Annotated in this window: 24 protein-coding genes; 13 read left to right on the plus strand and 11 right to left on the minus strand. The window is 49.2% G+C overall.

Annotation, left to right across the window (positions count from 1 at the left end; translation table 11 throughout):
* Positions 1-6 precede the first annotated feature (6 nt).
* From IEY24_RS16245 to IEY24_RS16265, 5 genes are all read left to right on the plus strand, one after another.
* A complete protein-coding gene (locus tag IEY24_RS16245) occupies positions 7-1,320 on the plus strand; it encodes a TolC family protein (protein WP_188933908.1) in 1,314 nt (437 codons plus the stop codon).
* Between the two features lie 160 nt (positions 1,321-1,480).
* Positions 1,481-2,134 carry a hypothetical protein gene (locus IEY24_RS16250; RefSeq protein WP_188933910.1) on the plus strand — a complete coding sequence of 218 codons (654 nt, stop codon included), beginning with the start codon at positions 1,481-1,483 and terminating at the stop codon, positions 2,132-2,134.
* 10 nt (positions 2,135-2,144) lie between these two features.
* Positions 2,145-2,828 (plus strand): outer membrane beta-barrel protein, encoded by a 684-nt coding sequence (locus IEY24_RS16255; protein WP_188933911.1) that lies wholly within the window; start codon positions 2,145-2,147, stop codon positions 2,826-2,828.
* Positions 2,829-2,911: 83 nt separating this feature from the next.
* The gene (locus tag IEY24_RS16260; protein ID WP_188933912.1) at positions 2,912-3,607 is read left to right on the plus strand and encodes a GDSL-type esterase/lipase family protein; all 696 of its coding nucleotides are present in this window, start codon (positions 2,912-2,914) and stop codon (positions 3,605-3,607) included.
* A gap of 127 nt (positions 3,608-3,734) precedes the next feature.
* On the plus strand, positions 3,735-5,078 hold the full coding sequence (locus IEY24_RS16265; RefSeq protein WP_188933913.1) for an FGGY-family carbohydrate kinase: 1,344 nt from the start codon (positions 3,735-3,737) through the stop codon (positions 5,076-5,078).
* Here IEY24_RS16265 and recG read toward each other — a convergent pair whose 3' ends face one another.
* Positions 5,079-7,199 carry an ATP-dependent DNA helicase RecG gene (gene recG / locus IEY24_RS16270; RefSeq protein ID WP_188933915.1) on the minus strand — a complete coding sequence of 707 codons (2,121 nt, stop codon included), beginning with the start codon at positions 7,197-7,199 and terminating at the stop codon, positions 5,079-5,081.
* A gap of 183 nt (positions 7,200-7,382) precedes the next feature.
* On the opposite strand from recG, the gene IEY24_RS16275 reads away from it, so the two are divergent.
* Positions 7,383-7,880 carry a DUF2911 domain-containing protein gene (locus IEY24_RS16275; protein WP_188933917.1) on the plus strand — a complete coding sequence of 166 codons (498 nt, stop codon included), beginning with the start codon at positions 7,383-7,385 and terminating at the stop codon, positions 7,878-7,880.
* 90 nt (positions 7,881-7,970) lie between these two features.
* On the opposite strand, the gene IEY24_RS16280 is transcribed toward IEY24_RS16275, so the two are convergent.
* The 6 genes from IEY24_RS16280 to IEY24_RS16305 form a co-directional block, all read right to left on the minus strand.
* Positions 7,971-8,267 carry a winged helix-turn-helix domain-containing protein gene (locus IEY24_RS16280; RefSeq protein WP_188933919.1) on the minus strand — a complete coding sequence of 99 codons (297 nt, stop codon included), beginning with the start codon at positions 8,265-8,267 and terminating at the stop codon, positions 7,971-7,973.
* A 31-nt stretch (positions 8,268-8,298) separates the two neighbouring features.
* Complete coding sequence (locus IEY24_RS33015) at positions 8,299-9,471, minus strand: hypothetical protein (protein WP_188933921.1); 1,173 nt, start codon at positions 9,469-9,471, stop codon at positions 8,299-8,301.
* A gap of 54 nt (positions 9,472-9,525) precedes the next feature.
* A complete protein-coding gene (locus IEY24_RS16290) occupies positions 9,526-9,900 on the minus strand; it encodes a diacylglycerol kinase family protein (protein ID WP_188933923.1) in 375 nt (124 codons plus the stop codon).
* Entirely contained in the window at positions 9,875-10,555 is a 681-nt protein-coding gene (locus tag IEY24_RS16295; RefSeq protein ID WP_188933925.1) for a DUF1361 domain-containing protein, read from the minus strand. The genes IEY24_RS16290 and IEY24_RS16295 overlap by 26 nt, the downstream gene beginning before the upstream one ends.
* A gap of 112 nt (positions 10,556-10,667) precedes the next feature.
* A complete protein-coding gene (locus IEY24_RS16300) occupies positions 10,668-11,579 on the minus strand; it encodes an SMP-30/gluconolactonase/LRE family protein (RefSeq protein ID WP_188933926.1) in 912 nt (303 codons plus the stop codon).
* A 21-nt stretch (positions 11,580-11,600) separates the two neighbouring features.
* Positions 11,601-12,251: a thioredoxin family protein gene (locus IEY24_RS16305; protein ID WP_188933928.1), complete on the minus strand. Its 651-nt coding sequence runs from the start codon at positions 12,249-12,251 to the stop codon at positions 11,601-11,603.
* Positions 12,252-12,600: 349 nt separating this feature from the next.
* Between IEY24_RS16305 and rplU the strand changes: the two genes are divergently transcribed.
* The 6 genes from rplU to IEY24_RS16335 all read left to right on the plus strand — a co-directional run bounded on the left by rplU (position 12,601) and on the right by IEY24_RS16335 (position 17,748).
* The gene (gene rplU / locus IEY24_RS16310; protein ID WP_015814326.1) at positions 12,601-12,912 is read left to right on the plus strand and encodes a 50S ribosomal protein L21; all 312 of its coding nucleotides are present in this window, start codon (positions 12,601-12,603) and stop codon (positions 12,910-12,912) included.
* A 61-nt stretch (positions 12,913-12,973) separates the two neighbouring features.
* Complete coding sequence (rpmA, locus tag IEY24_RS16315; protein ID WP_015814325.1) at positions 12,974-13,252, plus strand: 50S ribosomal protein L27; 279 nt, start codon at positions 12,974-12,976, stop codon at positions 13,250-13,252.
* A 161-nt stretch (positions 13,253-13,413) separates the two neighbouring features.
* Positions 13,414-14,010 (plus strand): NifU family protein, encoded by a 597-nt coding sequence (locus IEY24_RS16320; protein ID WP_188933930.1) that lies wholly within the window; start codon positions 13,414-13,416, stop codon positions 14,008-14,010.
* 79 nt (positions 14,011-14,089) lie between these two features.
* A complete protein-coding gene (locus tag IEY24_RS16325) occupies positions 14,090-15,202 on the plus strand; it encodes a hypothetical protein (protein WP_188933932.1) in 1,113 nt (370 codons plus the stop codon).
* 3 nt (positions 15,203-15,205) lie between these two features.
* Positions 15,206-16,258 carry a ferredoxin--NADP reductase gene (locus IEY24_RS16330; protein WP_188933933.1) on the plus strand — a complete coding sequence of 351 codons (1,053 nt, stop codon included), beginning with the start codon at positions 15,206-15,208 and terminating at the stop codon, positions 16,256-16,258.
* Between the two features lie 425 nt (positions 16,259-16,683).
* On the plus strand, positions 16,684-17,748 hold the full coding sequence (locus IEY24_RS16335; protein WP_188933935.1) for a LacI family DNA-binding transcriptional regulator: 1,065 nt from the start codon (positions 16,684-16,686) through the stop codon (positions 17,746-17,748).
* A gap of 75 nt (positions 17,749-17,823) precedes the next feature.
* On the opposite strand, the gene IEY24_RS16340 is transcribed toward IEY24_RS16335, so the two are convergent.
* The 3 genes from IEY24_RS16340 to rbfA are packed head-to-tail and all read right to left on the minus strand — an operon-like array spanning position 17,824 to position 22,123.
* Positions 17,824-20,451 carry a M1 family aminopeptidase gene (locus tag IEY24_RS16340; RefSeq protein ID WP_229222430.1) on the minus strand — a complete coding sequence of 876 codons (2,628 nt, stop codon included), beginning with the start codon at positions 20,449-20,451 and terminating at the stop codon, positions 17,824-17,826.
* Between the two features lie 45 nt (positions 20,452-20,496).
* Positions 20,497-21,723 carry an FtsX-like permease family protein gene (locus tag IEY24_RS16345; RefSeq protein WP_188933937.1) on the minus strand — a complete coding sequence of 409 codons (1,227 nt, stop codon included), beginning with the start codon at positions 21,721-21,723 and terminating at the stop codon, positions 20,497-20,499.
* 16 nt (positions 21,724-21,739) lie between these two features.
* A complete protein-coding gene (gene rbfA, locus IEY24_RS16350) occupies positions 21,740-22,123 on the minus strand; it encodes a 30S ribosome-binding factor RbfA (protein ID WP_188933939.1) in 384 nt (127 codons plus the stop codon).
* A gap of 206 nt (positions 22,124-22,329) precedes the next feature.
* Between rbfA and IEY24_RS16355 the strand changes: the two genes are divergently transcribed.
* A complete protein-coding gene (locus IEY24_RS16355; RefSeq protein WP_188933941.1) occupies positions 22,330-23,742 on the plus strand; it encodes a hypothetical protein in 1,413 nt (470 codons plus the stop codon).
* Here IEY24_RS16355 and rpiB read toward each other — a convergent pair.
* Positions 23,739-24,170 (minus strand): ribose 5-phosphate isomerase B, encoded by a 432-nt coding sequence (rpiB, locus tag IEY24_RS16360; RefSeq protein WP_188933944.1) that lies wholly within the window; start codon positions 24,168-24,170, stop codon positions 23,739-23,741. The genes IEY24_RS16355 and rpiB overlap by 4 nt on opposite strands.
* Positions 24,171-24,183: the final 13 nt, after the last annotated feature.

Here is a 24,183-nt window from a genome sequence, read left to right on the forward strand (position 1 = left end):
TTAGCCATGAAACGTTTTATTTTACTTTTCTGCCTCCTGCCTTTGCTCGGGCAGGCGCAAACCAAACTGGGCCTGGCCGACTGCGTCGACCTGCTGGCAAAAAACAACCTTATTTACCAGCAGGGAACATTACAGGCAGAAGCAGCACAAGCCCAGCTGCGGCAGACAAAGTCACAAATTTTCCCGCAGATCTACATTACCGCAGATCAAAGCCTTAACCTCGGCCGGAGTATAGACCAATACACCAATGCGTATATAGATCAGCTTTACAGCTACAATTCGATCAGCACCGGTTTTCAAATGCCGGTTTTCCAGGGTGGCAAGCTTGCAAACCAAACGCGCCAGGGCACATTGCTCAAAGAATCGGCGATGGAGAACCGCACCGCCGTATTGAATGCACAAACCATTCTCCTCATGCAAGGCTATGTGAATGTGCTCGCTACCAAGGCATTGCTCGAAGCGGCCGACCAGCAGGTCGCATCGTCGCAGCAGCAGGTTGATAAGGTACAAAAGCAAGTCGACGCCGGAACTGCCGGAAACAACTTGCTGGCTGAGATTAAGGCCCAATTTGCAAACGACAAATTCTTACAGGTAACTGCACTCAGCAATTATCGTACAGCGAGGCTTGCATTGTTTCAGCGGATGAATATCACACCCGACGACAATGTAGAATTTGAACCTTTACTACCTAAGGAAAGCATAGCACCCGCCGCTGCCAATGCATCGGAACTCTATGAAAATGCTTCCAAATCGTTCCCGGAAATCCGCAGCGCGGAGCTCAACCGGCAAAGTTACAAGTACCTGGTCAAGTCGATCAAAGCACTGAATATCCCGTCGCTGAACCTCAGTACCAATGTGCGGGCGTTCTATGCTTCGACCAACGACAACCTCGACTATTTCAAACAGTTGAATGCGACGCGTAACGGATACGTGAACCTTGGCCTGAATATCCCGATCATGGGCCGCTGGGTAACCCGGCCACGCATCGAGCTAGCCAAAGTACAGGAGCGCCAGGCGCAAAACACGCTGGACATTACCAACCAGCAACTCCGCCAGGCCATCGAGACAGCCGTATTGAACCTGAATGCCATGGCCGATAAACATACGGCGGCCGAAGGACAGGTCGAATCGCTGGGAGCGGCATTCGCGGTGGTCGAAAGCAAGTTCAATGCTGGGGTATCAAGCATCTTTGAATACACCCTTTCCAAAGCCAAACTCGCACAGGCACAAGGCATCGCTATTCAGGCAAAATATGATTACCTGATGCAACAGAGATTATTACAATACTATCGCCAGGGCCATTGGCAAGGGGTATTCTAGGCGGCATAAAAAACATTAAAGACTGTTAGGTTAAATTTGGTATCGGTAATTTTTAGAGGCAGCCAGCGCATTGGCTGCCTCTTTTTGTTAAATAAACCTAAATAATTAGGTGGTTACATTATGGTGTGTAAATTAGGTCTCCAAACTAATTTTACGGACCATGAAAAAACTTTTTCTATTGTTACTGCCGGGGATGTTGTTGCTGGCAGGAAGCGCGGAGGCGCAGTTGCAGAAAGGGACTGTCCATTGGGGTACGACAATAACCGCCAATGGGAACAACATGAAAAATGAGGCACCGAATGAATCGGAATCCAAAAGCAGTGTGACCAATATTTATCCTTCGCTGCAAACCGGCTGGTTTACGCGGGACAATTTCATGTTCGGTTTGCGGCTTTCGACTTCACATGCCTTTTTCAAGACTTCCTACGATTATCCCGGCTCGAGTGGGCGGAACAGTGGTAACTCACTTGCGGTGAACCTGACTCCTTTTATACGGAAATATAAGCCTATCAGCCCTAAATGGGCACTGTATCTGCATTCAGGTGTCAACCTTGCCTACCTGCGTTCCAAAATGCCGATGGAAGGCGGAACTAAGTACGATAATGGCTATTCGGGAGGTGTGTATATCAATCCCGGAGTGGTGTTCTGGGTTACCCCGCGTTTTGCTCTCGAATCGGATTTCAACGTGCTTTCGCTTTCAGCAAACTACGTAAGCTTTCGGGACCAGAATCAGTTCAATTTGAATGCAGGCGTGACGTCGTCAATCTCACAATACTTCGGAATCAGGGCAGCCTGGTATTTACAACCCAAATAAGCTCACCGCTATGAAAAACATTACATTTTTGGTCCTGGCTGTGCTGACCTGCGTATCTGGCGGGGCATTCGCTCAATATGAGGGCAAACGGTTTCTTACCGGTAGCCTTTCGCTCGATTTTAACAATACCAATCCGGATATCTCGAAAGCTACACATAGTTATGGTTACAATGTTTCCACCGGCATTGGCCGGTTCAAATCCAACACACGCGCTAATGTATGGAACCTGAGCACATCGCTTCGCGCCGGAAAGGGCTATCTAACCGACAATAGCGGCGAAACGACCACCATTAGCGGAATAAGCAGCGTGGGATTCGGAGTGGGACATGCCTGGCAGTTTTACAAACACTTTAATGATAAGGTCGGCGTATTCGCAAGTCTTGGACCCGACCTATCCTATCTATATGGGAAGCAACGAGAAAATAATGAAAATTATAGCTGGGACGTCAAAAGCCATGCTTTTTCGCTGTCGCTAGGCGTGTCGGCCGGCGCTTATTACCGCCTGGACGAGCGTTGGTGGCTCACGGCTTCCATCGGATTTGCACAGCCGGTAGCAGTGCAATTTACCCGGCGAAATACGCAGGAACGCGCCACGGGCGCCCGTTCCCACAGCAACCAATTGAATTACGGTTTCAGCCCGTCTATCACGCTTCCCAGTGTAGGGCTTGGCTTGCGCTATTTTTTGAAAGACTAGCGCCGCTTTGAAATAGTTAAATCCAAACACATTAAAACCCCCGTGGATATGGCTTTTAAGGCCATATCCACTTTCTATTTATAATGAAAAAACATTTTCTGATTGTCCTTTTCGCTGCACTCAGCGCTTGCCATAAACCACAAACAACCAACCTCGCCGGACCGTGGGAGCCCGATTACGACATTACCCGGTCGGAAAATGCCATTAAGGAATTCGAGAAAAAAGACGTGGAACATATGCCGGCGCCCGGTGGGATAGTTTTCACAGGCAGCTCTTCATTTACCAAATGGCCGAATGCAGTGAACGACCTCGCGCCACTTCCCATTATTAACCGCGGTTTCGGAGGTTCTACATTGCCCGAAGTGATCTATTATTCGGATCGTGCAATTTCCAAATACAAGCCAAAGACAATCGTGATCTATTGCGAGAACGACATGTTCGGCAAAAAACCGAAGTCGCCCGAGCAGGTGCGCGACGCGTACGTGACGCTCGTGAAAAAGCTCCGCGACAAGCAACCCGAAGTCCGTATTTACGGTGTGTCGCTGAAACCCTCGCCGTCGCGCTGGGCGAAGCGCGAGGATGTGATCAAGGCTAACAAACTCATTCAGGATTTCATTAGGAAGGACAAGAACCACCACTACATCGACGTGTGGCCCGTGATGCTCAAAAACGGTCGGCCCGACGGCACTATCTTCGTGAGCGACAGCCTGCATATGAATGAGGAAGGTTACAAAAGATGGACAAAAGTGTTCCGCCCGATACTGGAAAAATCAGTCTGAAAGTATCCTGCACTTTGTGGTTTTTTACAAAGATTTTAAAAGAATAAATAAGGGTATTGGTTTTAACGTAAAGTCACTATATTGACCGAAAAAATACATTTCCGGGTAAAAAAGTGATATTCCAGTAATGAAAGTAACAGCCGTTTTTGATATTGGCAGGACCAATAAGAAGTATGTACTTTTCAACGAAAAGTATGATATCGTTCATGAGTTTTCAGAATCCCTCCCAGAAACAGTTGACGAAGACGGCTTCCCTACCGAAGATTGTGAATTGTTGACCAAATGGGTTCAGGACCGCTGGGCGGAACTTCTGGCCAATCCGGAATTCGACATTAAGGCAGTGAATGTAGCTGGCTACGGTGCAAGCCTGGTACACCTGGATGCCGCAAACCGGCCGCTTACCCCTCTGTATTCGTACCTCAAACCGTTCCCGGAAGATCTTTTAAAGGAATTTTACAGCACCTACGGCGACCCCACGCGCATTTCGCTGCAAACCGGCTCACCGGCAATGGGCATGCTCAACTCGGGTATGCAGCTGTACTGGCTCAAACATACCAAACCGGAGATTTACAGCCAGATCGCCACGACTTTACATTTACCGCAATACATCCTGTACCTGCTTACCGGCCGCAAAGTGAGCGATTATACGTCGCTGGGCTGCCATACCGCATTGTGGAGCTTCGAAATGTGGGATTACCACGAGTGGGTGAAGCAGGAAGCCATTCATAAGAAATTGGCGCCGGTACTGGCGTCGTCGTCGTTCATTTACCGCCATGGCGACAAGGGTATTCAATCGGGCTTCGGCTTGCACGATAGTTCTTCGGCATTGATACCTTACCGCATGGCCGTTAAAAAGCCGTTCGTACTGCTTTCGACCGGCACCTGGTGCATCAACTTCAACTCATTCGCATCGAAACCGCTGACTTCCTACCAGCTCGAACGCGACTGTATGAATTACCTGACCCCCGAGGGCAGCGGCGTTACCGCGTCACGCCTGTTCATGGGTCGCGAACACGATTACCAGGTGGCACGCATTGCTGAATACTTCCAGGTAGCACCCGATTTCTACAAAAAAGTAGCGCTTGACGACGAGATTCTCAAACAGGATACACCTAAATTTTATACTGCCTGTATGACCGGCAATGGTCCTTTCCCTGAGCCAAATACGCAGGAATGGCAGATCAGCGCTTTTGGTTCGGCAGAAGCCGCATACCATCATTTAATAAAAGGACTGGCCGAGTTGCTATTCGTTTCACTGAATCTGGTGAATGTCAACGATGTGCATGCTATTTATGTAGACGGCGGATTTGCCCGGAACGAAATATTCACTAAGCTCCTGGCCCGGAATTATCCAAACCACAAAGTTTACGTGTCCGATCTGCCTTACGCAACCTCGCTCGGTGCAGCATTGCACGTGACGCGCCCGCAGACTTATGAGTTCGCCAATGAGATCCGTGAAATAAAACCTTGATTAACTGATCCGACTCCAGTTGGTTTCTTCCTTGCGCAGGTTTTCAAGATGGCTGCGGATAGGTTGGTAAACCGGCTGGAGTAGGTCGGGATCGGCTGTAAGGATCTCCTCCGCGGAGGCGCGCGCAGCCTTCAATATCTCCCCGTCCTGGGCCAGGTTGGCTACCAATAAATCCACCAATCCGCTTTGCTGCGTTCCTGAAATATCGCCGGGGCCGCGTAATTGCAAATCCACTTCCGCTATTTCAAAACCGTCGTTGGTACGGCACATGGTTTCGATACGCAGCTTGGTATCCTTGCTGAGCTTGTAATCGGTCATTAGAATACAATACGACTGCTCAGCACCTCGCCCTACCCTTCCGCGCAGCTGGTGCAATTGCGACAGCCCGAAGCGCTCCGCATTCTCGATCACCATCACCGATGCATTCGGGACATTCACACCCACTTCGATGACCGTCGTCGCAACCATGATCTTCGTTTCGCCGCGCACGAAACGGCCCATTTCGAAATCCTTGTCCTGCGAACGCATTTTACCGTGCACAATACTCAGCGGCACGCCGGGAAATGCCCTTGCGACGCTTTCATAACCATCCATTAAATCCTTCAAATCCATTTTTTCGGACTCTTCGATCAGCGGATACACCATATAAACCTGCCGTCCCTTCGCAATTTCTTCTTTCAAAAAACCGAAAACCGAAAGCCTGTGCTTATCAAAACGGTGCACTGTTTTAATAGGCTTGCGGCCGGCGGGCAGCTCATTAATAGCCGAAATATCGAGATCGCCGTACAGCGTCATCGCGAGCGTGCGCGGGATGGGTGTGGCCGTCATCACGAGCATATGCGGGTTAATGTGCTTGTTTTTAGCCCAAAGCTTGGCACGTTGCGCTACGCCGAACCGATGCTGCTCATCGATAATGCAAAGGCCGAGGTTTTTGAACTGCACCGCATCCTCGATCAGCGCATGGGTACCGACAATGATATGCAATGTGCCATTCAGCAGCTCACGGTGAATGACGTCCCGCTCCTTCTTTTTGGTAGAACCTGTGAGCTTCGCAATAGTAATCCCGAGCAGGTCCGCAAACTTTTTGAGGCCCTGGTAATGCTGGTCGGTCAGGATTTCTGTCGGCGCCATCAGACAGGCCTGGGCGTCGTTATCCAATGCAAAAAGCATCGTAATGAATGCCACGATCGTCTTTCCGGACCCCACGTCCCCTTGCAGGAGGCGGTTCATTTGCTTTCCGGTTTTCAGGTCTTCGTGGATCTCGTGCAACACACGTATCTGTGCGCCTGTGAGTTTGAAAGGCAAATGCTGCTCGTAAAACTCCTTTACCAGCAAAGTCTTATCAAATATCAGCCCCGGATATTCAGTCTTATGCAGCAGCTTGTTTTTGATCAGCCGGAACTGGTTGTAGAACAGCTCCTCGAATTTCAGGCGTCGCTGAGCCTGGTGCAATGTCCTCGCATCCTGCGGCAAGTGGAAATGCCAGAGCGCCTGTGCCTTGGAAATCAGCCGATATTTTTGGGTGAGCGGCTCGGGCAATGTCTCGCGAATGTGCGTGTGCGAGATTTCCAGCAGACTCCGCACCATCTTGCTGATCGCCTTGCTGTCCAGAAACTTCTTGCGCAGTTTTTCAGTAAGCGGATAAATCGGCTGCCAATAGCCTGCCGTCGCGTTTTCCTGCGTCAGCACCTCTATTTCCGGGTGGGTAATGCTCCACTTTCCGCCGAAAAGCACGGGGTTTCCGTAAACGATATATTCCCCACCTCGTTTCAGCCACTTCTCATACCAGGAAATGCTCTGGAACCACACAAGCTCCAAATAGCCCGTTCCATCCTGAAACTGGCCAACGAGCCTTTTCTTATTACCTTCTCCTATCAACACAAAATCGCGCAAACGTCCTTTTACCTGCGCGGCGGTCATCTGTTCGTTCAGCTCACTTAGCTTGTGGAAAACACTGCGGTCCTCGTGCCGGAAAGGATAATGCTGGATAAGATCGCCAAATGTGAAAATATTTAGCTCCTGATTGAGCAAGGCGGCTTTTTGCGGCCCCACGCCTTTCAGGAATTCGATCTTGGTGTCGAAAAAACGGGTTCTAACGGATGGGTTTGTTTCAGAAGTCATTATTCAAATATAAACTGAAATACCCGAAAACACGGTTTTAACGGCTCAAATGTTAATCTCTGTTAACGGAGTAGCTAATCCGCCAAATTTGGCTACAACCCGCTTGATTCGCAACTTGCGAATGCTTTACTTGCTGCCTTGTATTTCAAAAACCACCAATCAATTACAAAATCTACACGCCTTATGAAAACCACATTGTTATCGCTTTTCCTGACCCTGATCGCATTCACCTGGGCATCCGCGCAAAGCCCGCACGTAACCGCCGACGGCAAGAATTTAAGCGTCAGATACGGCCAACCTTCTAAAAAAGGCCGTGTATTGTTTGGCAAAGCTGGAAGCGGCAGTCTCGAACCATACGGCAAACCATGGCGTATCGGTGCTGACAGCGCTACCACGATTACTTTCAAAAAAGACGCTACATTCGGCGGAAAGGCGATCAAAGCAGGCACTTATACCCTCTTCGCCACACCTAACGAGAAAGAATGGACCATTATTCTGAACAGCCAGCTTGGCCAATGGGGTGCGTACAAATATGACGAGTACAAAAGCAAAGACGTAGCGCACATCACTGTTCCCAACAAGAATTACCCAGCTTCCCAGGAAAAACTGACCTTCACCGTGAAGGATAATTCTTTGGATTTCCAATGGGATAAGGTTGGATTCTCAGTGCCTGTGAAGTAATAAAAGTTAGTCCACGATAAAAGAAACAGGGTGCTTCCAAAAGTAGCACCCTGTTTCTTTTTCGTTCCTCCCTATTCCCTTTCCTCCCTATCACAAATTCTGCCTGATCATATTCTCCAACACCTGTAAATGTTCCGCAAATGCCTTATGCCCGCCGTCGGTAGCCTTGTAGGTCGTAAGCGGCTTTCGGCCGTTGAACTGCTTCTGAAATTCAATGTATTTGATCTCTTCCAAAGCTTTCAAATGCGAGGCGAGGTTGCCGTCGGTAAGCTGTAAAAGCTCTTTCAGTTCATTAAAACTGAGAGAATCGTTTACCACGAGCACGGACATAAGCCCAAGCCTGATCTTGCTTTCGAATACCTTATTAAACTTTTCTAACCACTCCATTACAGGTTCCCTGTGACGCGGACGTCGAGTTTTATTGATTGGCTTCCAGAAACAGCATAGCATCGCGGTTGCGGAGCCACACAGCCTGGTCGCGTTGATTATTGGCGGCCATCGTAAATCCCGAGCCCACAAGGCCTGTTCCTACCGACACCCAGAAAAAGGTTTTCAGATTGTCGCGATTGCCGGTGAGCAACGAGATGATAGAGCCCGCGGAGCCAGCCAGCGATATGACCAGGCCAATGCTGCGCGTTCTTCTGGATTTCAGGTAAAGGCCGAGGCCTTCCGGCGAAACCATAAATTCGTTCCTTAATGCCTTCTGCCCACTATAAACGATATTATTTTTGACAAAACTATTCCCATTTCTCCAATAAATGGTTTCCTTATCGTACCATTTTCTCGCTTTTGAGGCAGTACTGTCCGACGCCACCTGCCCTTGCGCCGAACAAACCGAGCCCGTGACAACCAAAAGCAGTACCACTACAAAGCCCGATTTTCCGCCGATGCGACGGTCGCCGCTGCGACGGTCGCCTGGAACCTCACCGTCTGGCAGCTCGCCGCCTGGCAGCTTCTCTCTTTCGTAGCGATTGTACATGGTGAGGCCGTAAACGATATGCAAAAGACCGAAGCCTATCCCCCAAAATATCAACGAATACCCCGTCAGGAACAGCGCAATGCAGCCGATACCGATTTCAGAAATACCCATATAAAACACTTCCGGGTAGGTAAAGCGGCTTGCATTCACCAGCGCCAGGCCGTAAAACAGCAGCGTCACAGGAAAAACCAGCCAAACGAAGCCGTAATGCAGCATCGCGAGACAAAATATACCGCCGGTCATCAAGGGGATCAGCATGGCGATCAGCAGGCGCTTCGAGCTGCCATTCCATACAGTCAGGCCTTTTTTGCGGCCTCTGCGGACTGTAAGGATAATGCAAACCGCCAGCGAGAACACCAGCACACAAACGCCGTCGACGAGCAGGAACCCGATCACATCGGCACGTGAATGCCCTTTGTAAGTTCCGAGCGGGATCAGGATCTCGGCCAGCCAGTCCGTTTTGAAGCGAATGTATGCGACACCGGCTCCGATGAGCGCGAAAACACCGGCAAATACGCCGCTCAAACCGCTAAGAGATAAGAACTTGGACGACCGCTCCATCAGGTTGCGGATTTCGTTCAAGGTGTGCAAAGAATCCTGATTCGGGTTCATAAGCGTATAAATGTAATGTCAGTCAGTATTTGTCAGAAATAGTCACTTGCGATACTAAAAGAGCAGCAGGATTTTTGGGATAAATACAATTCCTCCCACTATGACCGCCGAAATGGCCAGCAGCAACACGCCGGCGGCTGCGGTATCTTTCACTACTTTAATGACCGGATGATAATCGGCCGAAACGAGGTCGGCCAGCTTTTCAATAGCGGTATTAAATGCCTCCGCTGCCCACACCAGTGCAATCTGGATCACTATAATGCACCATTCGGTAGCCGAGATATGGAAAAATATGCCTGCAATGGCAACTACCACGCAGGCTATCAGGTGAATACGCGCATTGTTTTCGTAACGGAACAGGCTGTAAATCCCCGCACCTGCATAACGGAAGCTTCGGACGGCTTTAAGAATATCGATGGGTCCGTTCATGTTGTTTCAATTCGGCAAAAATATGGAACGCAAAGTACAACAACATGAGCACGAACGAAAACGTAATAGTGTGTTTGATCGCCAGCGGGTCCCTCATGCTGTGGTAGATGCCCTTCGCGAGTGCCCCCGGCTGCGTGACGATGTCCCAGCTGTTCCAGCGGCCGTAACGCCCCAGGAAGATCCCGAAACCGCTCAGTACCATCGAATTCAGGATCGCAAACCATGCCAGGCGTTCATTCCAGCGATGAGCAATAATGCGGTGGACAATGCGGATGCTGTAAAGGCCGGTCATGAAACCTGCCAGGGAGAATGTGAATATCATCAATGCGTCGTACCAGATCATGTTTTCCGGTACAAAACGAAGGTGCTTCAAATCCGTGATGATGTAGGGGGCGTTGGGGAAAAACAGCAGCCAAACCGCTAAATAGATCATCAAAAGACCGAACGGCACCTGCCGGCGCTTTTCCGTTTCCCAAACCCATTTAATGAATAGCAGCGGTACCCACGCAAGGAACAGGTTCCAGGCCAGAAAAATGAAATTCCAGCTTTCCAGGACAATCCTGACAGATAATAGCGCCATCGCCGCGACAGAAACAAATGCAAGGAGTGCCACTTTCAAATTGCTCTCCAGATAGTTGACCAGGTTTCTCAGCATTGTTTAAGTTTGTTTTAAAGTACTTTGAAATACAAAGTTAATATAAAACAACTCAGAACTCCAACAACACCGGCTGGATTTAAATTAAAGAAAGGTTACTTTTAATGGAAGATCACTTTTTATTATTGGCTGTGAATGCTTTCATCATTGCCCATTCCCTGCCGACAGTTTTGGCCTTGAAAGTCTCCAGACAACCCCGATCCTGCAACGTAATGTAGCATGTTTTGCCATTCTTACCTCCGAAACAGATATTCGATACTTTCTTTCCGATTGTGTGAATGGTATGGATCACTTTTCCTTCGGGCGAAAGCACGGCTACCTCGCCTTTGCCGTGACGTGCAATGTAGAGATTACCATGCACATCGCAGCGCATGCCATCCATGCCGCCGTCCTCAAAATGATGCAGTAATTTTTTATTGGACAATGTGCCGTCCGGCGCCAAGTCGAACGCCCATACATTTCGCTGGACACTTTCGTTAACGTACAATTTCTTTTCGTCGGGGCTTATGTCGATGCCGTTGGTGGTTCCCATATTTCCAAAAGCCAGGCTCACTTTTCCTTCGGGCGTAATGTGCCAGATTTGTCCGGTACCCTCTTTCCAGTTCGGATCGGAGGCAAAAATATGGCCGGAGGCAGTTACCGCCAGATCGTTCGGTTGGTTCATTTTCGGCTCGTTGGCAAAAACGGAAACATCTTTGGTGATCATATCCACTTTCAGGATATTATGGCCTGTGAAATCGGCCACGTAAAATGTGTTTTTGTTTACAAACCGGATGCCATTGCCCGTGCTGCCTTTGGGCAAAGTCACGAAAAAACTCGCATTGCCCTTTTTGCTGATCTGGGCGATCGTACCGTCCCGTGCGAAGTTGACGGCGTAGACATTCCCGTCTTCGTCTACGGCAGGGCCTTCGCAGTTGCTTGTGAACTCTCCCTCATTGGAGAATTTTTTGCTTTTAGTCTGCGCCCGGGCGGTTACCGGCAATAAGAATGCAACAGCGAGGAGGAATGTTAAAATTCTGGTCATAGGGTAATGTCTCTTCAAAAATCACTGGTTTTTCCACTTGATGGCGCAGCCCACCGGTTTGGTGATGGTAGTTACCACAGGTTTTCCCCCTGCAAGATTGGTAACCGCCTCGTCGACGTACAATTTAGTCACACCGGAGGCGTCCTGCGGGTTATCGTCGATCATACCCATGTACCGAACCACGAATTGTGTGCCACTTTTTTGCAACACAAATACCTGCGGTGTACGACCGGCCCCGAATTTCCGTGCTACCTGCTGCGTATCGTCTACAAGATAAGGATAACCATAATGCTTGGCAGTAGAACGCTCCTTCATTTTTTCGAAAGTATCGTCCTGATGCGTCCCGGGGTCACTCGGGTTGATTGCTATCACCGGGTACCCCTGGCCGGCAAACTTGCCGTTCAGTGCAATAATCCGGTCTTCGTAAGCTTTTGCAAACGGACAATGATTACTGGTAAAAACCACGATTACGCCCTTCGAACTGGCGAAATCGGAGAGGGAGACCATATTTCCATCGGTGTTTTTCAAACGGAAGGCCGATACGGCATCGCCTACCTGGTATCCTCCCTGCCCCTGAGTGCTGCCTCCATCCCCTGTTCGTGCATAACCGGAGCGCCCGAACAATGTGAGGAACAGGACCACCAAAACCCACCAACTAACTTTTATTTTCATGTTTTCTAAATCTAATATCTCTTAGACCTGAATATCAGGCAAAAGTAAAAGCGCTGCTTGTTAAACTTTGTTAAGGCATTCCATTACGCGCAATGTCTAAACGCGGGAGTTCCCCCGAACCATATAAAGGCAGCTTTTGGCCTATTTTTAACTACATCGGACACATATAGTTCCTATGCTGTCTGCCCCTGTCCATGACAACCAAGTACCGTATAACCCTGAATGCGGTCATGGGAAGTTGCGAGATATTAAAAAAAGAGGAATATTCCGCCTAATGCATTGTGATTCTGCCACTCTCTTTTTATCTTTGCACCTCAAAATTTGAATCCAGTTTAATATAATTATTAACATGTACGCAATCGTAGAAATCGCAGGTCAGCAATTTAAAGTTGAAAAGGGTCGCGAAATCTTCACGCATAGGCTTGAAGGTGACGTGAACGCTGCACTTGTATTTGACAAAGTCCTTCTCGTTGATAACGGAGGCACAGTACAGGTAGGTCTTCCGACAGTAGCAGGTGCTTCTGTAAAAGCAACTGTTCTTGAACACCTCAAAGGTGAGAAAGTGATCGTTTTCAAAAAGAAACGTCGTAAAGGATACCGTGTGAAAAACGGTCACCGTCAGTATCTGACCAAAATCAGCATCGACGAAATCGTTGCATAATTCACCTGGCGGAAGCCGGAATCAGTTCAAACAGGAAATTACAATTTAAGTATAAGATATCATGGCACATAAGAAAGGTGTAGGTAGCTCGAAAAACGGACGTGAATCGGAAAGCAAGCGTCTTGGCGTAAAACTATTCGGTGGCCAGTTGGCAAAAGCAGGTAACATCCTGGTTCGTCAGCGTGGAACCAAGCACAACCCAGGTAAAAACGTTGGTATCGGCCGCGACCACACATTGTTCGCATTGGTTGATGGTAACGTAGTGTTCCGTAAGACCCGTGAAAACAGATCTTACGTTCACATCGAACCGATCGCGGTTGAAGCTGCTGCGGAAGCGTAATCCAACGCAACGACAGCACTTCCCAAAGAAGTAAAGGAACCCGTCAGACACCAGTTTGACGGGTTTTTTATTGGTTAATGCGGAGGCCACCAAACCAAAAGGCCGCATTCGGTGTTCTCTAAGCCGGAAAGTTGTTTTACCCTATCATTATCGACCATCCAATGTTGTCACGACCTATTTTTGTATATACCGAATTGAGCCCCAACCCCAACTCGATGAAGTTCGTCTTGAATTTCGAGCTGGTACCCGACGGGCTTTCTTTTGATTACCCTTCACTGGAAGCAGCGCTGGAAGAAGGCAAGTCATCGCCACTGGCCGCCGACCTGTTCCAGTTCCCGCACGTGAAGCGTGTATTCATAGCTAGCAACTTCATTACCATCACGAAAGGCGACGATATCGCATGGGAAGAGGTTCTGCGCGATACAAAGCAGTTCATCAAGATCTATTTTGAAGAAAATCATCCGGTATTCGAGCAAAAGACAATCGATAGCAATACGCTGATCGTCGATTCGAGGGACTCAGATACCGTGCAAAAGATTAAGGCTGCATTGGATCAATATGTACGCCCTGCGGTTGAATCGGACGGTGGTGCGATCAACTTCCATTCGTTTGATGAAGGTTCGGGCGTAGTGAAAGTGCTTTTGCAAGGCTCTTGCAGCGGCTGCCCGTCGTCGACCCTCACATTGAAGGCTGGTATCGAAAACCTGCTCACCCGCATGGTACCCGATGTGAAAGAAGTGGTTGCAGAAGGCGTTTGATGCCTGAAAGATATGTATGGAAACCCTGTCGGTTCGCGGCAGGGTTTCTTTTTTTGAGGCGTTTTGTTAGTTTCGGCGCATGAAGCCACCGCTGGAAGTATTTATCGACCGCATTGAAGCGTTACAATCGACCGGTAATGCGCTTTTTCCCAAAGGTTTGTTTCCGGCACAACGGTCCAATTCCTTGCTCGGCTACCGGCGGCCCGACACGACGATGTTCTTTTCCGCCATCACCGCATTCACGCTTCAATCTATTCGTAAATATTGCAGCACTGAAAGCCAGTCGCAGATCGACTCGATCCGCCGTCAGGTAACTGCCAATTACCCCGACTTTCAAAATAAGGATGGTCTGAAAACCTACAATTTCTGGAAAACAAAACCCTCGCGCCACTTCCCGAATGGCCGCTGGTTTCACCGCTTCGAGCATTTCCGCATTCCCGACGACATCGACGATACCGCATTTGCCTATCTCACCACCGATCCTTCGCAAGAGGAATTGTTTTGGTTAAAACAAAAACTGACACTCCACGCCAATGGTACCAAACTCTGGATCAGGAATACCTATCCTGAATACCAGCAGCTGCGGGCCTATTCCACGTGGTTTGGCAAGAATATGTATGTAGAGTTCGATGTGAGCGTGCTGAGTAATATGCTGTATTGCATTTTACATTACAACCTACCGCTGAATATGCATGATGAGGCCAGTTTTGAGTATATACGCTCGGTAATCAAAACGCGCCGGTATATCGATGCCCCTTTTCGTTGCGCACATCAATATCCGCGCACGCCTCTGATCATCTACCACGTTTCAAGGCTTATTGCGGCCTTCGATCCGTCTGCATTGCAATCGGTCAAAGCGCAACTGATCAGCGACACCGAAAACCTTTTGAAAAATACCAGCAGCTACATGGACCGGGTTTTGCTAGCGACGTCACTGATGCGATTCGGAAAGCAAACGGAACGTATTCCGGTTGAAACATTCACCGAAAAGGATTTCAAAGGCTTTTACTTTTTTATAGCAGGGTTGCTTACCGCCTATGAAAATCCGGTGCTTTACACACTGTCGGCAACCCCGCTCGTACACATGCACTGGACGTGCGAGGCGCATTGCTGGACGCTTCTGGCCGAATATGAAGCACTTTGGAACCAGCAACAGCCAAATGGCGCTTTACCATTATCCAATCCCAGTTAGGCAATGGCAGACCATACGATATTATTAAAACTCCGCGAAATCATCCGCGAAACCGACGACGCCAAAACCTTCATTTTCGAAACAATCGATGGCAGCGCACTAAACTACAAAGCCGGCCAGTTCCTTACCTTCCTCATCGACATACACGGGCACGAAGTACGCCGCTCCTATTCCATGAGTTCAGCGCCGGATGTGGATGCACTCCCTGCTATAACGGTCAAAAGAGTGCCTAATGGAGAGATTTCGCGGTTCTGGATCGATCTTGTGAAAACGGGCGACACATTCAACGTACTGGCACCTTCGGGCAGGTTTGTGTTGGAAAAAGAAGATGCAGGTGCCCGCGACATCGTGCTCATAGGCGCAGGCAGCGGCATTACCCCGCTATTTTCACTATTAAAACAAACCCTCACACAGGAAACCGAAAGCCAGGTAACGCTCATTTACGCCAGCCGGAACATCCGCAACACGCTTTTTTGGAACGACATTATCCAATGGCAGGCGCGATTTCCCGATCGGTTGCGCGTGATCCACATTCACAGCCAACCTACCGAAGACTGGGCGGGCATTCAGGGGCGCATCAACAACACACGGCTCGAACAGTTGGTAAACCAATCCATCCGTTTCAAACGCGAAGACGCTCGCTTCTTCATTTGCGGGCCGTTCGAACTGATGCGTTCGGCGGGCATTACCCTCCATTTCATGGGCTTCCGGAGCGAACAGATCCGCAAGGAGAACTTTGTAATTCCCACCCCGCCTCCACCGCCCCCCGTTTCGTACCCCCATCGCATTACGCTCGATTTCCGCAGCTCGACATACAACCTTCTCGTGCCGGCACATTCGACCGTGCTGGATGCTGCGCTGGCCGAAGGAATACAGCTCCCGTACAGCTGCAAGGGCGGGCGCTGCGCCTCGTGCGCGGCCGTGTGTACGAGCGGGAAGGTGCATATGAGTGTAAACGAGGTTCTGACTGACCGAGACCTGGCCGAAGGCTGGATACTCACCTGCTCGTCGTACGTCGACAGCGATGACGTATCGATCGAATTCAGACAGGCGTAAAAAACAAAGAAGCGTACAGACGATGCCGTACGCTTCATTTAGGTTTAGGATTAGAGGAATTTCAATGATTGAATTCCTGAAACGGTTAAAGGTTAGGAATATTAAAGAATAAAATTTTCTTTCTTATCTTATTTACAAAATTAGTTGCCAAATTGGTTTTTCCTAACAATATTTAAAAAAAGTGTTCGAGCACGCATTTGGAAAGACTCACCGGGTTCGTACACGATAGTTACCGCAAATAGTAGTTTTTAGTCAGGTAAAACTAAGGAGCAGCATTTAGAATCTCAAATTCATCCTAAAAAAAATTTGAAAAATTTTGTTCAGTATGGTTGTCTTCCACTAGAAACACACTATTTGGCCCATCTTCATAATTACTTGTTAGATTTGCTGAATGGAAGTAAAAAATCCCTGAATAATAGTCGAGTGTGAAAAAGAAAATTGTCAGAATCAAAGATATAGCGGAAAAGGCACAGACCTCCAAAGGCACAGTGGACCGCGTTTTACACAATCGCGGCCGAGTTGCTGACGATGTACGTGAGCGAATCCTGGCCATCATTAAAGAGTTAAACTACGAGCCGAACCTGATTGCCCAATCTCTCAAATCGCAGCGGGCTTTCAACCTCGCAGCCCTCATCCCCGACCCCAACCTCGATTCCTACTGGGAAGCACCACACAACGGTCTTGAAAAGGCAGAAAAAGAGCTCCGGCAATACGGCGTTCACATTACCAAGTTCATATTCAATTCGCATTCCGACACTTCATTTATCGCTAAGGCCAAGGAAGTAGGACGCGAACATCCCGACGGCCTGCTTATTGCACCGATATTCTACAAGGAGGCATTGCCGTTTTTCAAAGAGTGGGCCGACATGGGCATTCCCTACGTGCTTTTCAACACGCAGATCGAACACGTACACCCATTGTGCTACATTGGGCAGGATTCATACCGAAGCGGGTCGCTGGCAGCAAAAATTCTGCGTTTTGGTCTGCACTCCCCTGCTACGGTGCTGGTGGCGCATGTCAATGAGGACATTTCCAACTCGGCGCATTTGATCACCAAGGAAGAAGGTTTCCGCGACTATTTCAAAGGGGAGAAGCTCGACGGCACATTCAAGGTGATCAGCAAGGAAATCAACTTTCCGGAAGAAGAGGGTCCCGATAAGCAACTCGACGAGATACGTAAGCAATATCCTGATCTGGGAGCGGTATACGTTACCAACTCAAAGGCATTTGAAGTAGCCGCTTATCTCGAAAAAAATGCATTGAATGACATCAAACTGGTCGGTTATGACCTGATCGGCCCCAACCAGCAATACCTCAACAAAGGCATCATCGATTTCCTGATCAACCAGAATCCGCTCGGACAAGGTTACTGGGGCATTCACCAGCTGGCGAACTACTTAATTTTCAAAAAGGAAATCCCCGCGATCAAATTCCTGCCGCTCGATATCATTACCAGGGAAAATCTCGACTATTATCTCGATCCCCAGTGACACGGTACTGAAACGTCAGGTGTGGTGAGGAGGAAAAAAGTCATTTGCTGCCCCCCTTTCCGAAGTGTGGTATTGTTACAAATCGCCAAACTGACTATACATTTCTTTCAGTTTCGGTTCGGTTTCCTTGGCGCGGATGTCTTTCCGGAGTGCTGTCACACCTTGAATGTCGGTAAGAAGGCCCAGCGCCTGGAATGCGCCGAAACGGACGAAATACGAAGAATTGTCGCGTGCGAGGCCTTCCAGGACCGGAATACTTTTACGCTGAATGTCCTGCTTCGATTTGATCAGATATTTGCCGAAAACTTGCAGGAAGTTATATTTTTCGCTCGGCTTCATAGCCTTCATTTTGGTAAGGAACCAGTCGAACCGCTCGGGTTGGGCAAGGCCTGCGTAATAGTTACCTACCGCGGTGATAATAGCGTCGTTAGGGGAATTTTCAAACTGCGCGGCTATTTCCGCCGCGTCATTCGGCTGGCTCATGAGGTATTTCTCAATGGCCACCGATGCTACCAGATATGAACTGTCGCTCAATGCAGCCTTGAAAATCGGGTCGCTGTTGTTGTCGCCAAAAGATGCCAGAGTAATGATCGCCTCAGAGCGTACCTGCGGATGCGGGTCGGTCTGCGCGCGGTTCTGAATTACTTTTTCGATATCTGCAAAGCCTTCTCCCGCATATTCTGCGAAGTTACTGATCGCCATCTGGCGTAGTTTCCAGAATGGGTCGTCCATTGCCTTCACCAGGATTTTCCGGGCCGTGGTATCAGCCAATGCGCCTTCCAGTGAGGCCAATGCTTCGTATTTATGCAGAAAACGGTCGGAATGAACATATTGAAACTCCATTTCCGGCCTGTTCTTGTCATGCTCGACAACAGCCAGCAGGTTTGCATCAGCGTCGAATATCACGAGATCCGGCCTTTTCGCCGCGGGGAATTCAAGCGTCTGGGTTACTTTGTCAACTACCACGTCGTAGCGACTCTTTTTACCCGAAACCCAAACATCCACTTTCACCGGCAAGCGATAAACAGTCGTCGCCGTCGTATCCTGTGTTTGCTTTACTTTTAAAACAACCTTCGCCTGCGCAGGCACAAATTGCTGATCGATCTTCAACACAGGATGCCCCGGCTTATGGAACCATTGATCGAAGAACCAGTTCAGGTCCTGACCGGTAATCTTTTCAAACGACATGCGCAGGTCGTCGATTTCGGCAGTACCAAATGCGTGGGATTTGAGATATTGCTGCAATGCGGCAAAAAAGGCATCATCGCCCACCAGGGCTCGCAGCATATGCAGAATGCGGCCTCCTTTTGCATAGGAATGTGCATCGAACATATTCTCGCGGTCTTTATAGAAATAGCGGATCATCGGCACCTGCTTGGTCTCCGATTCGGCCAGGTATTCTTTGGTTTCCTGCAAATTACCCCAGTCGGCTTCGAAGCGGCCATCGTTATATTCGCTCCAAAGGTATTCTGCATAGTTGGCAAACGACTCGTTCAAAGGCAATTGGCCCCATTCTTCGGCAGTCACATAATCGCCGAACCAGTGATGGGCTAGCTCGTGCGCAATCACGGCGTCGGAGTTACCATCCACCAACGAGCGGGCGTCGTTTTGTACGCCTTCTTCATGAACCGTCGCGGTAGTATTTTCCATCGCACCAGCCACAAAATCCCGCACGGCAATTTGCGCATATTTCTCCCACGGATATTCAATGCCGAAGATATTGGTGAAGAAACCCATCATTTCCGGCGTGCGCCCGAAGATCGCATGGGCGTCGGCACCGTATTTCGGCTCTACATAATAGCTCAGTTCGAGGCCATTCGGCATCATATCCTTAGCCACCGCAAAATCGCCCACGGCTATCATGGCGAGATAAGGCGCGTGCGGCCTGGTCTGCTTCCAATGGTCGGTGCGTGTGCCCTTTTTACCTTCCAGTTGCTCCACGAGCAAGCCGTTCGAAAGGGTTTTATAAGTGCTGTCAACGGTAATGTAAATGTCCTGGGTAAACTTCTGGTTCGGCGCGTCGATCGTCGGGAACCAGCAGGAACTGCCCTCCGTCTCTCCTTGCGTCCAGACCTGCCGCGGTTTGCCTTCGTCGAGGCCATCGGCATTGATAAAATAAAGACCTTTGTCGGAAGCGCTGTCGTCTTCCCTGCCTCTCGGCACGTCGTTAGGCTTGGCGATGTACTCGATTTTGACAAAAAGCGTGTCTTTGCGGGTATATTCCTGACCTAATTTAATGATCAGTTTACGTTTGTCGTAGGTGAATTCAAGCTTCTTTTTAACTTTTCCTGTAATCTCCTCATTGGTGAGGTCGCCATATTCGGCGGTCGTATCCAGCATTGAAATGCCCTTTATCTCAAACCCTTTTGCATCGAGTTCGAGGGTATTCTGCGGATAAAAATGGGGTTTGAACTTTAATATGGCGGAGGCAGGCACTTGCTGCTTCACCCAATCCAGCTGCACATCGAGCCGGGTATATAATATGTCGTTCTTGCGGGTCCTTTCAGGGCGGTAAGGCCCCTGCTTGGTTACCGTACCGGGATTTCTTCTGTAAAGTGTGTCAGCATCCGCCCCAGCCATGGCCGGAGCGCTGAATGAAAGAGAAAGTATGCCAAAAAATGTAAAGATCAATCGGTTCAAAGAAGGCCTTTTAAGATCACCGGTCATATCCGCTTTCTGATTGATTGCTAGGAAGTAAGTCAATGTTGAATAAGTTAATAAACGATTCTCTGGTGTTGTCGGGCCAGGTTATACACGCAGCAGCGCACCCGCCTCTGCGGCCCTTCTGGCCGGGATGTACGAAACAACCATAGTTATCATAACGACAATTACGCCCGTGTAGAGTATGTCTTCCCAAATTAATTTAACCGGATAAGCATCCACCAGCGAGGTGGTCATACCCATCGAAACAAATCCGTACCGTATTTGAAGCCAGCAAATTGTGATTCCGCCCAAAAGCCCCGCAATTGCACCCGAAAACGCCACGATCGCCCCTTCTGCTATAAATATCTTCCGGATCAGCGACTGCGTCGCACCCATAGCATACAGCATCGAAACATCCTTCTTTTTCTCGATCGCTAACATACTGAGCGAGAAAAAGATATTGATTGCTGCTACTAAAATAATCAGTGAAAGGGTCACAGCCACAAAAAGCTTTTCCATTTTTATTGCACGGAGCAGATCCGCATTCAGCGAATCCCGGTCTTTCACTACAAAAGCCTTGCCCAGCTTCGCTCCGATCTCTTCGCTCACATCCTTTTCGGTGTATCCCGGGCCGATGAAAACTTCCAGCGCCGAAAGTTCCCCATTGTAACCCATCAAGCCTTCTACCTGCTTTAAGGGGGCGATGATATAATCGTCGTAGCGCGATTCAATGGAAAACACACCACCCGGACGCAGGTTGAGCTGATTGAATGCTTCGGGGGACGTCAGGTTCAGTGTTTTGGAGCCCGTACGCGGATAAAGGAGTTCCAGCGGGGTGAATATATCTTCGAGTGAAATCGATAATGCATTCCGTACACCTTCCGCAATGACGGCATATGGAGTTCCGTTATTTCCGATAAGTTTCAGCGAACCCTCGATCATGGCGGTATCCAGCTGCCCCTGCTGCTCGAAAGTACTGTCGACGCCTTTCAGGCGGATAATGGTTTGCTGGTTCCCATATCGGGCCAGCGCATTGTCTTCCACTACCTTCGTCACCAGCTTCACACCATCCACCGCCTTCAATTCACTCATCAACGACGGTGTCATTTTAAACCGCTTGCCTTCCGCGGGTAGAATGCGCACATCCGAGTCGAATGTCTTGAAAATTTTGCGGTTGAGATCTTCCATTCCGTTGAAGACCGACAATACCACTACCATAGCCATCGTCCCCACGGCCACACCAGCCATGGCAATGCGTGCGATCAGACTGATGAAGCTCCTTTTGTTACGCGAAAAAAAGTAACGAACGGCAATCCGGTAGGAAATGTCCATGATAGCTCGAACTTGATCAGTAGGTATCTTCCTCCTCGTCGGGCTGTGCAGGCGGGATCACCAGATCTGCAAACAACTGATCCATTTTAGCCGCATATTCGGCAGTGTCGTCGATATAAAACTGGAGGTGCGGAACGATCCTCAATTGGTGACGGACGCGTTCTGCGAGTTTCTGGCGGATGAAACGGGTATTTTCCCGGATCGTTTCCAAAAGCATGGTCTTGTTTTTATCCGGCAGGAAGCTCAGGTAAGCCCGGGCAATGCTCAGGTCGGGCGTGACGCGCACGGCTGTGATCGTCACAAACGCGCCGTGCGTAAGGTGCTGAGCATCCTTCTGAAAAATCTCACCCAGGTCCTTCTGTATTTGCCTGCCTACTTTTTGTTGTCTTTTCGATTCCATATCATGAATGTTAATCGGAGGGATTTGGCCGGTCCTGACCGCACATCCTGGTTCACCAGTTAGGATGATGTAAACTTACATCTCCTAAATCATTCCCTCTCTCCTTTCAATAAGTACAAATATCCATACTTATTTTGTTTTTGTAGAACCCGGCATTGTAATTTCGTGAAACTTATTTCCCGTCAGATACCTAATCCACCAGCCGCTTGCTTAGTTTTTTTCGCGTAAATGCACGGTACCAGACCATCAGTTTAGTAGTATTCTTCCTGATGCTCCGTCTCCCTTTTTTCCTGGGTGGCGCGCCTTTGCTGATACCTGAGCTCAGCTGGATGCTGGTAGGCGAGCAAATGGGCCGCGGGTTCATGCTCTACCGCGATGTATGGGACAACGTAAGCCCGTTTTCCGGCCTTACCTACTGGCTCATCGACAGCCTCTTCGGCCGGACGCAATGGGTTTACCAATTGGCTGCTATGGGTGTTTCGCTGGTGCAGATATTGTATTTCAATTACGTAATCCACTCCCGCGACGTTTTTCCCGAGCGCACGTTCCTGCCCGGCGCGTTGTACGCGCTGTTCCTGAATATTTCCTTCGACATGGGGACATTATCACCCATGTTGCTTGCCAATACCTTCCTGCTGTTCGCATTCGGCTCGATTGTTAAAATGCTTGTTAGAAGAGAAGTGACCACTCAGGTTTTCGAGCTGGGACTTTACATCGGGATCGCTACTTTGTTTTATCTGCCGGCGTCACTATTCATGATTTGGGCATTCCTGGCATTGCTGTTTTATACAGGTTCCACATTCCGGCACCACCTGCTGGGGCTGTTCGGTTCTATATTTCCGTTGCTTATGGTCGTGTTGTTTTTCTATCTCAACAATGGAATGGAAAGCCTGAATCGGAACCTGCTGACCTCGGTATTCCAGGTAAAACAATATAACCTGAATGACTTTTCTTCTTTGCTGGCATCGCTATTGCTGCCGCTGGGCTTCGGGATCATGGGCTTTATGCGGATCTTCACAACACTCCGGTTTGTGAATTACCAGACGCGCATTCAGCAGGTGATGGCGCTGTGGTTTATCTCGGCCGTATTTACAATCCCGTTAATGCAGTATCTGGCACCGATGCAATTCGTCATATTCGTCCCTCCGGCGGCATTTTTTGCCACACATTACTTCCAGAGTTTCAAAAAGAACGGCTGGGCGGATGAACTGCAGTTCACACTCATGGGCGCGATGATCGTTTTGATCCAATATCAGGGACTAAGGGGGGTGCTGCCCGGAGTTTCAATGGGCAAGCTGGAAAACCTGCGCGCCAAACCGGCCAATTTGCCGGAACAGATCCGCAGCAAGCGCATTCTCGTTCTCGGACAGAATTCGGGAGAATATATCAACAACTATACGGCCACGCCCTACCTCAACTGGGAACTGGCGGCCTACGATTTGCAGAACCTCGACAATTTCGACAGCGTGATCCACGTCTACGACAACTTCCGCAAAGATCCGCCCGAATATGTAATCGACAAGGTAAATATGATGCCGAAACTCCTGAACCGGGTTCCGGCATTGAAAAAGCAATATATCCAGAGCCCCTGGAAAGGTGTCTACCAAAGGGCCTACTAACAGGAAATCTTATCGACGCGTGTCTGGTGGCGCCCTCCTTCGAACTCGGTGCTTAAAAATGCTTCCAGGCTTGCCAGCGCCGTTTCGAGCTCGATAAACCGCACAGGAAAACAGATTACGTTCGCATCGTTGTGCTGGCGGGCCAAAGGTGCGAGAGGCGTGTCCCACACGAGTGCGGCGCGTACGCCCTGGTGCTTATTTGCGGTAATGCAGACGCCCTGCCCGCTTCCGCAAAGCAATACGCCCTTTTCGAATTCCTTACTTTCCACCCCGCTTGCCACCGGATGTGCAAAATCCGCATAATCCGCCGAATCAGCGCTATATGTTCCGAAATCCTTCACTTCGAAACCGTTGGTGGTAAGCCAGTCGATAACCGGTTGCTTGTAGGGGAAACCTGCGTGGTCGGAGCCGATAGCAATTTTTCTCATTACTTTTTTGTTA

It is taken from the genome of Dyadobacter endophyticus (assembly GCF_014641595.1).
Taxonomy (GTDB): domain Bacteria; phylum Bacteroidota; class Bacteroidia; order Cytophagales; family Spirosomataceae; genus Dyadobacter; species Dyadobacter endophyticus.

Coding starts and splice junctions, on each gene's coding strand:
- IEY24_RS16300 (WP_188933926.1), bottom strand. CDS start 11,579: ATGACCAGAATTTTAACATTCCTCCTCGCTGTTGCATTCTTATTGCCG.
- IEY24_RS16345 (WP_188933937.1), bottom strand. CDS start 21,723: ATGGACATTTCCTACCGGATTGCCGTTCGTTACTTTTTTTCGCGTAAC.
- IEY24_RS16290 (WP_188933923.1), bottom strand. CDS start 9,900: ATGAACGGACCCATCGATATTCTTAAAGCCGTCCGAAGCTTCCGTTAT.
- rplU (WP_015814326.1), top strand. CDS start 12,601: ATGTACGCAATCGTAGAAATCGCAGGTCAGCAATTTAAAGTTGAAAAG.
- IEY24_RS16245 (WP_188933908.1), top strand. CDS start 7: ATGAAACGTTTTATTTTACTTTTCTGCCTCCTGCCTTTGCTCGGGCAG.
- IEY24_RS16305 (WP_188933928.1), bottom strand. CDS start 12,251: ATGAAAATAAAAGTTAGTTGGTGGGTTTTGGTGGTCCTGTTCCTCACA.
- IEY24_RS16260 (WP_188933912.1), top strand. CDS start 2,912: ATGAAAAAACATTTTCTGATTGTCCTTTTCGCTGCACTCAGCGCTTGC.
- IEY24_RS16265 (WP_188933913.1), top strand. CDS start 3,735: ATGAAAGTAACAGCCGTTTTTGATATTGGCAGGACCAATAAGAAGTAT.
- IEY24_RS16330 (WP_188933933.1), top strand. CDS start 15,206: ATGGCAGACCATACGATATTATTAAAACTCCGCGAAATCATCCGCGAA.
- recG (WP_188933915.1), bottom strand. CDS start 7,199: ATGACTTCTGAAACAAACCCATCCGTTAGAACCCGTTTTTTCGACACC.
- IEY24_RS16280 (WP_188933919.1), bottom strand. CDS start 8,267: ATGGAGTGGTTAGAAAAGTTTAATAAGGTATTCGAAAGCAAGATCAGG.
- IEY24_RS16250 (WP_188933910.1), top strand. CDS start 1,481: ATGAAAAAACTTTTTCTATTGTTACTGCCGGGGATGTTGTTGCTGGCA.
- IEY24_RS16325 (WP_188933932.1), top strand. CDS start 14,090: ATGAAGCCACCGCTGGAAGTATTTATCGACCGCATTGAAGCGTTACAA.
- IEY24_RS16255 (WP_188933911.1), top strand. CDS start 2,145: ATGAAAAACATTACATTTTTGGTCCTGGCTGTGCTGACCTGCGTATCT.
- IEY24_RS33015 (WP_188933921.1), bottom strand. CDS start 9,471: ATGAACCCGAATCAGGATTCTTTGCACACCTTGAACGAAATCCGCAAC.
- IEY24_RS16320 (WP_188933930.1), top strand. CDS start 13,414: ATGTTGTCACGACCTATTTTTGTATATACCGAATTGAGCCCCAACCCC.
- IEY24_RS16275 (WP_188933917.1), top strand. CDS start 7,383: ATGAAAACCACATTGTTATCGCTTTTCCTGACCCTGATCGCATTCACC.
- rpiB (WP_188933944.1), bottom strand. CDS start 24,170: ATGAGAAAAATTGCTATCGGCTCCGACCACGCAGGTTTCCCCTACAAG.
- IEY24_RS16295 (WP_188933925.1), bottom strand. CDS start 10,555: ATGCTGAGAAACCTGGTCAACTATCTGGAGAGCAATTTGAAAGTGGCA.
- rbfA (WP_188933939.1), bottom strand. CDS start 22,123: ATGGAATCGAAAAGACAACAAAAAGTAGGCAGGCAAATACAGAAGGAC.
- rpmA (WP_015814325.1), top strand. CDS start 12,974: ATGGCACATAAGAAAGGTGTAGGTAGCTCGAAAAACGGACGTGAATCG.